This is a genomic window from Paenibacillus sp. FW104-T2, assembly GCF_058789975.1.
In genome coordinates this window covers 135,046-148,133 of sequence record NZ_JBYTCE010000015.1, presented here as the reverse complement: position 1 = coordinate 148,133, position 13,088 = coordinate 135,046, and the positions used below count along the sequence as shown (strand labels likewise).

The following is a 13,088-nucleotide window of genomic DNA, read 5'->3' as shown; positions in this document are numbered from 1 at the left end:
GAGAAACTCCGAGACCCGTGAATATAGTGGGGTTCGGAGTTTCTTTTGCAGCATCAATTGATTTGAAGAATAAAATGAAATACTACTTTTTATCACTATTTTGACATCCTATATACCGGCCATAGCGCCCATCTCAAAATTTGGCGGCCCCAAAAAGCAAAGACGGTCGTACCAGTCCATAAGCTGCGTCTATTTTCGCTGTACTGATCGTTGATAATATAAGTCCTTGTGGATGCAGGGCTCTTCAGACCGAGCTTTTCCCACTCCGATGGATCATTTGAATCTCCAAGTCTTAGAAGCATCTTCTGAGATGCCTTATCGATTTTATACGGAATTTGCTCGTAGGCCTGGGTGATTTGCATATGAAATTGTTCGATTGGATTGCGGCTGGCTATGCTCTCCAAGTGGATGCTTTCGCGAAGGTAAGAAACATACGCCAGATGTTCCGCCCAGAACTCGTCCATATAAAAAAGACGTACTCTCTGTTCCGAGGGGCTCATCGGTATATCGCCTTTTAAAATCTGAAGACGCTCGGCGTACAGAATTCGTCTCTGATCTTCCACCATATCCGAATAACTGTTCAGTTCCAGATGAATATCAAAGTTCTGACCCATAATAACGCGCTGAATATGCTCGATTTTACTGAGAAGCACCGTGTCATCGAGTGCCTCATCCTGCCTAGGTACGTGAACCAATTTATGGATGCCGAACTGAACCATTAGCTCATCTTCCAGGCTTACAAAAAATACGGAGGATCCCGGGTCGCCCTGGCGGCCGGAACGCCCGCGTAGCTGATCGTCAATCCGCACGCTTTCATTCACATATGTACTGATCACGTATAAGCCTCCCAGCTTGGCGACCAATCCTGCCTGCTCAGGATTTCCGCCGCCAAGCCGAATGTCTACGCCTCGTCCTGCCATATTTGTAGAAACGGTTACGGCACCAATTTCTCCTGCTTTAGCGATGATTTCAGCTTCTTTTGCGTCGTTTTTTGCGTTCAAAACATGGCAATGTACATTAACCTTCGCCAGCGCTTCCGCCAGGTCATCGGACTCCTCAACGCTGGATGTACCAATGAGAATCGGACGTCCCGTCGCATGGACAGACGAGATTTCTTGTACAAGTGCTTTTCGTTTGGCTTCTATATGAGTGTAAATTCGGTGCGGTTGGTCGATCCGTATGTTTGGTTGATTCGGTGGAATTCTCATGACCTGCAGCGCGTAAATATGTTCAAATTCCATAGCAGAAGCATGTGCTGTAGCCGTCATTCCGCAAATGCCTGGATACAGGCTAATAAAGTGTTGAATCGTAATCGTGCCGAGAATTTTCCCGCCTACGGTCCACTGCAGCCCTTCTTTGGCTACAAGCGCGGCTTGCAGTCCGTCAGGTAAATACCTGTTTTGAGCCACTCGGCCAGTATATTCGTCAATCAACTCGATTTCACCGTCTCGGACGATGTAATCGACGTCTCTTTTTAGTAACGTTTCCACATGCAGCGCACAATTTAATGACGTTAACAAATGAGTATTATGGCTATTGTACAGATTGCCGCTTCTGAGCAGTGACTCTGCCTTCGCTGAGCCAGCTTCATTCAAGTAAACGTTCCGTTGGAACTCATCGAATTCGTAATGCTCTCCTTGTTTAAGCTGCTGAGCCACTTTTGCAAAACGAATGTCGTCATTCTTGGAAGAGCCCGACTCTCCACTAATAACCAGCGGCACCCGCGCTTCATCAAGAAGCAGCGAATCCGCCTCGTCGACGATGACGAAGTGGAACGGGCGATGAACCAGATCAACTTCGTTGAGCGCGATCGTGTCTCGTAAGTAATCAAATCCTGCTTCTTTAGCCGTCACGTAGGTGACATCGCTAGCGTAGGCATTCTTTTTCTCGTACAGATTCATGCCCGCTTGAACTGAGTTAACACTTAACCCAAGAAATCGATAGATCGGGCCCATCCACTCGGCATCTCGGTTGGCCAAATAATCGTTGAACGTCAGCACATGCACGCCTTGGCCTGTTAGCGCATTTAGATAAGCGGGCATAACAGCGGAGAGTGTTTTTCCTTCACCCGTGTGCTGCTCAATTAGAAATCTCTCATGCAGAGCGATGGCTGCCATGATCTGTACATCGTACGGGTTTAATCCGAGCTTTCTCTTTGCTACCTCGCAGACTAAAGCGTAGGCATCCACAAGCAGCTCACTCAAAGCGCTGCCTCCTAACGCTTCCTCTTTCAGTCGATGTGATTCCTCTCGAAGTCGTTCATCGTCCCAGGCCTCCAGATTCCTTTTTCTGATGAGTTTCACCTGATCGCGATAGCCTTTCAACTGCTGCCGGCTATCGCGATCTTTGAGTTCACTCATTAACTTGGTGACTACATTCATGGGTTAATCCCTCCTCGGTGGAAGTGCACTTCCTTTGCTCCATGAAGTGCACTTGGATTCGACATCATGAGTTCCAAGAACTACTCACTATCAGAGCAATTATTATATTCTTTTTCAAAATGAGAATGTGATTGCTGGGTTACTTTCCAATTCGTTTTGATTAGTATTCTAGCCGTGGCGGGACGCTGCTAGTAACATGTGGTATCCGAGTTAAATAACAGACTGTCAGAGTTCCAATTTATCGCTTCGGTACTCAATCCCTAATTCCTGAATTAAACGGTTCAGCCCAGACCAGAGATTTTCACAGAGCTGATAAAGCTCTTCCTTTTCAGACAAATCTCCACTGATTACTTTTCTCGCGAGCTCAACATATCCTTCTGGCTTAATCGGTCTATCTATAGATTCTTCGAGGGTAACGGCTCTACTCGTATAGTACTGCTTGTTCAACAGACCAATTAATTTTGCATTTTGCCATGTAAAATCAAAAACAGCTCGGGGTAAATAAGAAAGATTATTCGTAACTCGCATATTTCGTATCTTGCCCATCGTTTCGTAAGGCTCCCAAATGATAAATTCTGCGATCACTTCTCTAAATGCTTCTTCAGGTACGGAAAGTGCAGCTTCTTTCGTCCCTTCAAATATACCTTTCGGATCATACAAAGAAGTAATGTGTAATAAGCTTCCCGCTTTAATTGCCCATCCATCGTCTACTGAATGCGCTTGATCTAACCATTCCGATGCCTGCTTGGTAGAAATCTCCAATTTGAATGGATGATAGATTAATTCATGGCTAGGTATATTCGCTCCATCTCGACAAATTACATGTAATTCTATATCTGAATAAGGACCGTCTTTGCCTTGAGCAAGCGAACCATAGATACCAATGGCTTCAATGTCCCCATCATATTTATCCAACAACTTGTCCTTTATCTCATATACGAAATCCAATTTTTCTTGACGACTTGTACGGGCTGGAAAAGGCAGCATATAAACCCTCCTGTTATCATGGTCTCATTTATTTTAACATCCACTGAACTAAGCTGTCCGTTGGATTAGAGGGTTCATGGTTAATTATCCTCAGCTTAGTAAAAGATCATGTACTTTTTACGATTTCTCAAAATAAAGAAGTGCTACTCCTCAGATGGATGAGGAATAGCACTTTTTAATATATCTAATCTACTTCAGTTCTAAATCACTTGTGATAAAGGGATGGCTAAAACAATTTTTACTACTTTCGTACGGTTACATTTAACTTGGACGATCGGGTTTCCCCTGAAGAATTACGAAGTACAGCTTCATACTCATAGATTCCAGGTCCCCTTTCAGTAATTGCAGTAACCACAGACTGTGCGTTAGGCGTATTCGATTGCAGCGACTGTGTGTCGATCAATATACCATTTTCGTAGAGTTCGTATTCGGTCGCATTCGTTCCCCACCACAGATTCATGCTGACATTATAGTTGCCGTCACCGTCCCAGTTGTCGTGCGATAGAACGGCTTGCCCCGGAGAAGCATCGGTAACCGTGACTGTCAGCGGAACACTCAAGGTCGTACCCAGTGAATTGATCAACTCTCCGGTATAAATGTAGGTACCATTTTTCTTTCCAGTAATATCAACTTGAACAGATTGAGCGGATGGTGATTGATCGACCAGTGTGATTTCCTTGATCAATTCACCATTCTCATACAGTTTAAACTGATTGCCGTTATTGCCCCACCACAAATTCATCGTGACTGTGTAGTCCCCGTCTCTAAGACCCGTGTCGTAACCGTTATTGTCAGATAACACAGGCGTTCCAGGGGCCCCGTTCGCAAGTGGAGTTGCTTGGTTGAGCCATTCCTCCCACTTGATTAACACATTGGCCTGATCATCCGTAAAGACAGTTCCTCTAGCTGCTTGAACATCATTACCGTATGATGCAAGAAGTTGACGTGCCTTTGCTCCTTCATGATGGATAGCTGCCTGGTTGGCCTGCCCTAATGTGTTCGCAAGCTGCTCAGCAAGAGCACTTGCATTAGGATCGATCGATTCATTCGCAAAGGAGTTGGTCAGATTAATCAGGCTATCAAACGTAGCAATAACTCCAAAGCTATATTCTACCGTCTGTTCCCAACCAGCCAAATCGGATACGTTTGCCGTCACCTTGTTCAGGCCGGGTTCCAGTGTATAAGCCGGAGTGTTTAGGAGCACACCCGTCGGTTCTGTCACGCCGGATACCGAATCGGAGGCTGTATAACCGATTTCCACGTGCTGATCAATGGTATATTCGGTTTGACCCTGAATTTCAATGGTTGGTGGTACGAGATCAATAGATAGAGTCAGAGTCTGCTCACTCTCTTGGTTACCATCCACATCTACACTCCAGTAAGTGATGGTATGTGTACCTTCTTCGCTTAGAGTCAACTGTGTGCCACTCACTGCTTCGCCACCATTGATTTGATAATAGGTTCCTTCGATCTCGGAATCTTCATCATTTGCTGTAAAGGTTACTTGGACTGGAGAAGTAAACCACCCGTCGTGCTCATCCCCTTCCACGGATACCGTAGTATGCGGAGGTGTCTGTTCCGGTGTTTCCCCTTCCAGTGTCACCAAGGCTGACAGCGGTATATTCAGTTCTTTCACAAGACGTGCCACAAGTTCAGATACCTTGATTGCACCGTTCATCTGCAAATGTGTATTGTCTTCCGTTGTACCTACCCACATGAATATCGACTTGGTTCCTTCTGTCCCAAGCTCCTGGAAATACTCCCAGCTTGCCTGGTTCAGATCGATGATGAGTGTTTCCGTCTCCTCCGCCGTTTCTTTCATGGCCTGAACATATTCCGGGAAGCTTTTGTTCAGGGTCTCTCCAGTAAAATCACGACGGTTCACTGGTGTGACCAGAACCGGAATCGCTCCTCTTTGCCGAGCTCCATCAATGTATTCTATCAAATATACCTTGAATTGCTCAGGCGTAAGATAGCGCTCCGGGCGGGACGGTGTGGAATCGTTATGAGACCACTGCATAAACAGATAATCCCCTTCATGGATGTCGAGCAAAAGATCGTTGAGATATCCACCGACCAGGAAGGTCTTGCTGCTGAGCCCACCGACTGCCCGGTTATCCACGCTGACTTCATCTTGATCAAAATATCCGCCCAGCGTTTCGCCCCAGCCTGCTTGCGGACGATAGTTCTCCGCGTAATTGGCAACGGTGGAATCGCTCGCCAAATAAATGACAGGCTTATTGCCCGCGCCGTTTTCAGGCAGACGCTCAATCTTCAGTCCATTAATCTTCGGTGTATTTCCAGCGAAGTCAAAATTGAACACTCCGTCAATCAGAGCAATGTCATAAGTGATTTCTTTAAAATCGCCCTTGGCAATGGTTGTGAGCGGCAGCTTCGTCATCTGCTCCACAACGACACTTGCGCTCGTCGATTCCACCGCATCCCCAACAGTCATCGTTACCCGGTAATTGGCTGGTTCCATTTCCACCAGGAAGGAAGTTCCGTTTACCCGCGTAAAATCCTCCTTGAGCACATCTCCAGTTTCCCGGTTCACATCTTCGGTCAGCGCAGTATCGGCAAAGCCATATCCGTTGCCTTCGATGTACGCTCTCTTGGCATCTACCTTGATGTATCCATCAGCAGCGCTGCCGGAACCAAAATCAAACATGTACTCACGTACCTCTTCAGCCGTCTCTTTGGTCAATGAATCCTTGGCGACGGTTAACATGTTAAGCGCGTGGTAAACTTGAGCCTGAGTGGCTTCGGTATTGAAGATGGCTTCCGCAGCTGCCAAGGCCCGATTCACCACTGCTTTCGATGCGTCTGTATATTCCGACAGATCCAGTGCTTTGATCTCATCATAGAGAGCAACCAAAGCCGTTTGATCGCCGCCCTCGGAAGGGAGCTGAGTGCCTTCAATTCGCACGTTATCGATCTGAGTCGTCCAGTTCAGCGTGCCTCCACCGCCTTTTCTCGTACCCAAGAACCTAAGAGCTCTGACATTGTTCGCGTAAGCACCGGAACTCATCTGAATAGATTCGATTGTCTGTGTATCAGTCGGATCCGCCAGGTTCGTTAATGTAAGATCCAGCGTTTTCTTGGCAAAATTAACGGTTGCATCCACATTGACCCACTGGTTCTTGGAAATCTCTGTAGCCGTTCCCCCTTCAGGTATGGCTGTATCGCCTGTGCCGTAGTCCGGATTATAAGCACCGACATAATAATGAATTTTGGAACTTCCGGTTTTCGTATACAGTGTAAAAAGCGCATTTTCGTTAGAATCCATGATGGTAAGATGCCCCTCTGACGGATAGGCACTTACGTTGCCCGATTGCCAATCAAACTTCACATTAACCAGATCGCCGTTTACGGCATCGAACATACGGAACACTTTAGCCCGATGTCCTGATCCGGATCCCGTGACGGAGAGCACTTTATTTCCGCTTTGTTCTACAACCGTTCCCGCCATCGTTCCTGCAATACCCGTAGCATTAACCATCGCATACTGGTAATTGGCGGCATCGCCTTCAAAATCCTCTTCGTAGAGCTGAATTTCTGGCTCCGGTTCCGGCTCGGACATATCCGGGTCGATCACCAGAGAAGAAATACTCAACTCCATGTCTTTGACCGCGCCTGCAACCAGTCCGGCAATTTTCTGCGCGCCATAACGACTGAAGTGGGTGTTATCGTTGATACCATTCGGGTATTTCGGATATTCACCCGGATTAGCGTAAAGGAACACTTTCTCCGTTGCAGCATTACCGATTTTGTCGTAGTATGCAATGCTCAGCTTGCTGAGATCAATCAGCGGCACGTCAAGCTCCTCTGCCACCTCTTTGGCAGCCTGCACATATGCCGGGAAGCTGACGTTGAATTCCTGAGTTACCGTATTAAAATCTCTGCGTCCAACCGGAGTAAGCAATACTGGTGTTGCACCTCGCTGTTTGGTACCGTTTACATATCGGGCCAGGTACATCTTATAATCTTCAGGTGATGCATAACGGTCCGGTATCCCTGCACTGGCATCATTATGACCGAAGGAAATGAAGAAGAAGTCTCCCGGCTTGATTCGCTGCAGGATCGTATCCAGACGACCGTCTACCATAAACGACTTGCTGCTTCGGCCGCCGATCGCGTCATTCACGATCACTGCCCCATTTGAGAAATAACGACCGAATTGCTGACCCCACCCTTCTTGTGGTGCCTGCATCTCACTGTAAGATTGCATGGTTGAATCACCAGCCATATAGATCGTCGTTGCAGCACCGGCCGATTTATCCGGATATTTCTCAATGAGAATATCTTGAATGTCTATGGCTGTACCCGTATAGAGGAAATCAAGCTGACCATCCACCAGGGCAATGTCATAGGAATACTCCAGCGGTTCTCCCGCTTTTACATTCGTCATAGCTAGCTTCTGGACATATTCGGATTTGACTCCAACGTTGGAGTCACGCGAATCGCTACCTAATCGCAGCGTCACCTTGTAATTTGCATTTGGCAGATCAACGGCAAATGTTGTGCCTGTGTTGACCGAAACCTGGTTTGCCCCTACCGCAATCCCGCTCGTATCCAAGAACCCGAATCCCGGATCTTGCGCGTAGAGCGTATCCTGTACATTCGTACTTCCTGAGGCTGTCTCGGTACCGAAGTCAAAGCGATAGATAGACTCCAGCATTTCTGCTTCACGCGTCAGTGACAGATCGGCTTTGGGGAATGCTGTAGCTTCCGCTCCAAGATAAAAGCCTGTATGAGGCGGCTGGTTGTAAGATACATTTTGCCATGCTACACCAAGTCGATATACAGGGTCCTGCATCAGCGTAGGAATACGATAATCGGAAGGAATGGTCGTCGTATAGAGACGATATTCCGAGCTATCTTCGCTTCGCAGCAGAATTTCCTCTCGCCAGTCGCCCAGAATATCCGCCTGAAGCGCCGGATTTCCTTTGGTATGATTGTTCGTTAACGTACCGGTTGCTCGGAAGATTTCATCCAGCTTTTTGTTTTCGTAATCCCATTTGTAGATGAGTGGAATTCCTTTGGCGGTACTGTTATCCCACTCATGGTCAAACAGCTCCCGCTGAAGATCTCCGTCCCACCAGATGGCAAAATTGGCGGTTTTGGGTCCTTCGTCCACCGTGTAGATCGCCTCTCCGGCAGCCGAATAGGTATTGGTTACAGGTACACTTTGCCCGTTGGTAACGGTCGTGGCCCATGATTCATAGCCCGGATAGTTCGGATCAATGTCCGCTGACATCCCTCGACCGGTGTCAATGCCTGTTTTCTGCCCCCAGATAATTTCGCCTGTAGCAGCATCGCGCATCTCCAGTCCATATGCCGCATCCGAATGCTCGTGCACACTCACCACCTGGTACCCGTCCCGGTTCGGATCGAGCTGGCCTGCATGCATGGCATCACCGTGGCCGAGCCCGGTGCTGTACATCAAGCTACCGTCATCGTCGATAGCCAAGGCGCCGAACATGATTTCATCTTTGCCGTCATTGTCGGCATCCAGCACACTTAAATTATGGTTGCCCTGCCCCTGATATTGTGCACCTGCTTCGTTCGTGTCGAAGGTCCAGCGCTGCACGAGTTTTCCACCAACATAATCATAAGCAGCAAGCACCGTGCGGGTGTAATAACCGCGGCTCATCACCACACTTGGCTTCTTGCCGTCCAGATAAGCGATAGCGCCAAGAAAGCGATCTACACGGTTGCCGTACCCATCGCCCCAATCACTGACGTTTCCTCTTGGGGGATTGTAATCCACGGTGGATACGGCCGCTCCGGTCTCACCGTCAAACAGCGTGAGATACTCCGGCCCTGACAGTATGTATCCGCCCTCGTTGCGGTAATCCTTTGTGCCATCACCAATGACCGTACCCTGTCCGTCTTTTGTGCCGTCCGCTGTTTTCACAACGACTTCGGCTTTTCCGTTGCCATCCAGATCGTATACCATGAGCTGCGTATAATGGGCTCCGGCACGGATGTTGACTCCAAGGTCAATCCTCCACAGCTTCGTGCCGTCCAGCTTGATGGCATCGATATAGACATTGCCGGTATATCCTGCCTGCGAATTGTCCTTGGAATTGCTTGGACTCCACAGGAAGACGATTTCATATTCGCCATCACCGTCCAAGTCCGCAACGGAAGCATCACCCGCATAATAGGAATAGGTTCCACCATCCTTGGTCCGACCGTCAGCCGGCTTATCAAGTGGAATAGGCAGATAGTCGTTATGCCAGACCGATACAACCTCTGGCTGCATTTGCTCCTTGCCCGCAATAATGGTTGATATCTGATATTGCGAGCTGTCGAAGCCGGTTGTGTCCACATAGTTCGTCACGTCGCTGATCGGTGACGTGTTCACTTTGGTTCCATTTTTGTATATATTGAAAGCGATCTCATCAGGATCATTGTTCAGATACCTCCAGCTTAAAAAAACGCCGTTGTCTACGAGAACCGCAACGAGACCCCGGTTAAGATATTCTCCCTGGCGGCCCGTCAGGATGTCTGCACGTGCCGGAGCCGGAGGTACAGCCAATGAAATAACCATAAGGAATGCTAGAAAAGATACAAATATCGATTTCTGGATGGAAACAGTTCTTCGGTCCATTGGATTAGCTCCTCCTTTATCCAAAAATTCATACTTCGAATCTGGGGAAAGAAATCTTTCTGTTTTAAGACTGCCCCAGGAATTGTGTTCAATCTGCCCTGCTTGATGTTGTCGCTCGTTGCACTTGTGTAGCACTATTCCTTTGATGCAGGAAAACTTCTTTTTCACTAACCAAAGGAACACAAACGATAGTCACCCCCTTCTTATGTTACCGCTTACAATTATCTTACAGGTGTAAAAAAAGGCAGACAATCTAAAAAATGTGACGTATTATATAATAAAATTGACTTTTTTAGGCAGGGGATGAAAGTATGGTCCATACGGTCTCTTATGCTTTTCGTAACGACGATACATCAATCATGACACTGGACTCTATAGGATGGCAGATCGTCTCCAGCGAGCAATATCGCTGTCCAAGTGACGATAGACCGGACCCCGGGCACGTTGTTTTTCAATACACCCTTAATGGACAGGGCTATCTGGATATTGATAATCAAACCCTTCCTTTACCGAAGGGACATGCGCTGCTCGTTAAAATCTCTGGGGAGCATTGCTATTACTATAAACAGGAGAATAATGAACCTTGGGAATTTATCTGGATAAACATTCGGGGGGATGAAGCGAACCGAATCTGGGATATGATTCATGATAACGAAGGTCATGTCATTCAACGAAACGCGGATTCTCCCTTGATTCAGGAGTTATGGCAAATCATTCATTTGATTCATCAAGAGAAAGTAACGGACAAGTATCGTTTGTCCATGCAAGTCTATCAGTGGCTGCTTATCTTGGTTCAGACAAGCCGAGATGCGGAGAGAGATATCGGCGTCCTTTCGATTACTACGATCGAGAAATGCAAAAAGTTCATCCGGGAGAATTATGCTGCTCCATTGACGCTGGATGTGCTGGCCAGCCATTGTGATATCAATAAGCATTACTTGTGCAGATTATTTCAAAAATCGGAGAAAACTTCACCGCTAGCCTATCTCAAAGACAGACGAATTGAAGTTGCAGTCCGACTACTCCGCACGACTGAGCTTCCAATTTCCCAAATTGGCCAACAATGCGGCTTTGAGAGTCCCAGCTATTTTGGCAAAGTTTTTCGGCAATATATGTCCATGTCACCCAAAGAATATCGCTTGAATAAGTTAGCGTTTCCTTACGAGGCCATCTATTATGAGTAGCCAAACTCCCAAGTCGGCTAACACTGCATTCCAGTATTCTTTATCCGTATCTGTAATGATCTATGAACTGGGCATGGATTGCTAGAGCAATCACATTTTCAGGAATATTTTTGGTAACCAACGATCCTGAACTAATATTAGTCAATAAGAAACTCAACTTCTTGTTAAACGAGTATTTCAGTTATTTAAAGCGCAAAAATTTACATTTGTCTGAATGCTGCTGTTGGAATAACCCACATTCCTCCTATGTGGTGGAAGCTCGTAGTTCTTGATTTGTTGATACGCAATGACTTTAACCTCGCCGGAATTGTCTATATGGAATGTAATCAGATCTTGACCTACACTTAAGTGAGGACCAACGTACGGTTCAACCGTCACGTGGGCAATAATGTGTGACTCATGGTATTCTAACTTTAGGTCATTCCCACCTAGAAAAGGAGCAAACATAGGCTTCTCTTTCAATCGATTTTTATAAAAAAGGGTTAGTTGTTCTTCTATTTTTGGACTTAAAAGAGTTAGAATCAGTCTTTGGTTCTTACCATTTGTATCCGATTCAGCATAGGTTTTGGTGGGTTCCAATATAAGGGCTAGACAGAGAAGCGATACAAGCAATTTTCTTATCACTCTTCCAGACAAGGACTTCACCTCCGGTTAGAGATAGCGCACTCCAACATTTCTTCAATCTTCTCCCTTTACTTCGAAATCACTCGGAATTAATTCATACAATGCACGAACGTCACAACTGATAGAGTCGGCGATCGATATAGCAATTTTAAGCGGCATTACTCTTTTGTTTTCCATAAAGTCGTAAACTCGTTCCGGTTTAAAAAGCAATTCCTTTGCCAGCCACTCTGCTGACTTTCCGGCTTCCATCAAGCGTTCATTCAGTAAGCAGCGCCCTAGTTCGAATTTCAAGAAACGATAACCTCCTGTGTAACATTATATTTTCACTTTATGCCTCTTCTTTTGTCAGCATTGGGGTTTCCTTACTAGTGACTCCACTTTGAGCCCGACGGATACAGTCCAAATAAAAATCAATGAAACAACCTGTTTAAACAAAGAGCAACCCCATCGTTTTTGTAGTATTGTACCCTTCGGTGAATTCAACTATCCCGTTCGTTCACATATTGAATTTTTTTATTCTGCCACAACTAAAAAATGTCTAATGAACGAGTTAATCACTCATTCATTAGACACTTCACTTTTCTCCTGGCTACATATCAGCTTTATAACGTATTAATGGAAACTTTATCGCCTCTGTGAATCTAAAGCTTTTGAAGTGGTGATCCAGATGGACACCATGAGGATCAGTTCAAATATATTGGTTACAGCTGTGCTTGCTACAGGTATTTGGATCGCTTGACATACAAACAATAGCAAGGTTCCAACAAACAGCCATACCCATTTTTGTTTTACTAGAACGATTATACCTATTAACAACAGCAGAACCAACGATAATCACCATGAATGGCGGACCTGCAAGACTTTCTGACGTATACCTCAAAACCCCATACTCTTCCATGGGTATAAGACTTTCCACTTCCTGTAAGGTTGAACTTATTTGGTAAATGATAAGGCCAACTGTTATTACCCACGCAGCAATATGTGTAATGATGTGTTTTGAAAACTTGACTTGCGAGCTGCGCAGGATGTAGTAGCCTACAAGTACCAACGTGGGTGTAGCGAAGGCATGAAGCCAAAATCGAACACTGCTAAGTCCCATGAGCAGCTCTCCTTCACCTATGAAGCGACCTGCTGCAATAATTCCGTTATCGTACGCGAGACTGAACAATACAAAAATCTGGAAGATGGCGTAATTCAGCCATTGTCTTTTCCCAGATAATTGAGCAGCAATCCTGATAACAAGAAACAAATAAATTAGTGCCAGTGCCGAATAAATGACAAGATCCAAAAAGGTTC

The 13,088-nt window shown here is 46.2% G+C and carries 7 protein-coding genes; 1 reads left to right on the top strand and 6 read right to left on the bottom strand.

The window, feature by feature from the left end; translation table 11 throughout:
* Window positions 1-95: 95 nt before the first annotated feature.
* From AC3WQ3_RS19230 to AC3WQ3_RS19220, 3 genes are all read right to left on the bottom strand, one after another.
* Window positions 96-2,381: a preprotein translocase subunit SecA gene (locus tag AC3WQ3_RS19230; protein WP_492473199.1), complete on the bottom strand. Its 2,286-nt coding sequence runs from the start codon at window positions 2,379-2,381 to the stop codon at window positions 96-98.
* Window positions 2,382-2,606: 225 nt separating this feature from the next.
* Entirely contained in the window at window positions 2,607-3,368 is a 762-nt protein-coding gene (locus AC3WQ3_RS19225; RefSeq protein WP_492473198.1) for a kanamycin nucleotidyltransferase C-terminal domain-containing protein, read from the bottom strand.
* A gap of 241 nt (window positions 3,369-3,609) precedes the next feature.
* Window positions 3,610-9,984: a rhamnogalacturonan lyase family protein gene (locus AC3WQ3_RS19220; protein ID WP_492473197.1), complete on the bottom strand. Its 6,375-nt coding sequence runs from the start codon at window positions 9,982-9,984 to the stop codon at window positions 3,610-3,612.
* Window positions 9,985-10,295: 311 nt separating this feature from the next.
* On the opposite strand from AC3WQ3_RS19220, the gene AC3WQ3_RS19215 reads away from it, so the two are divergent.
* Window positions 10,296-11,168, top strand: coding sequence for a helix-turn-helix transcriptional regulator (locus tag AC3WQ3_RS19215; RefSeq protein ID WP_193722647.1), 873 nt, complete (start codon window positions 10,296-10,298; stop codon window positions 11,166-11,168).
* A gap of 177 nt (window positions 11,169-11,345) precedes the next feature.
* Here AC3WQ3_RS19215 and AC3WQ3_RS19210 read toward each other — a convergent pair whose 3' ends face one another.
* From AC3WQ3_RS19210 to AC3WQ3_RS19200, 3 genes are all read right to left on the bottom strand, one after another.
* Entirely contained in the window at window positions 11,346-11,804 is a 459-nt protein-coding gene (locus AC3WQ3_RS19210; RefSeq protein ID WP_492473196.1) for a DUF3888 domain-containing protein, read from the bottom strand.
* A 42-nt stretch (window positions 11,805-11,846) separates the two neighbouring features.
* Window positions 11,847-12,083 (bottom strand): XRE family transcriptional regulator, encoded by a 237-nt coding sequence (locus AC3WQ3_RS19205; protein ID WP_492473194.1) that lies wholly within the window; start codon window positions 12,081-12,083, stop codon window positions 11,847-11,849.
* Between the two features lie 397 nt (window positions 12,084-12,480).
* Window positions 12,481-13,080 carry a hypothetical protein gene (locus AC3WQ3_RS19200; RefSeq protein WP_492473192.1) on the bottom strand — a complete coding sequence of 200 codons (600 nt, stop codon included), beginning with the start codon at window positions 13,078-13,080 and terminating at the stop codon, window positions 12,481-12,483.
* Window positions 13,081-13,088: the final 8 nt, after the last annotated feature.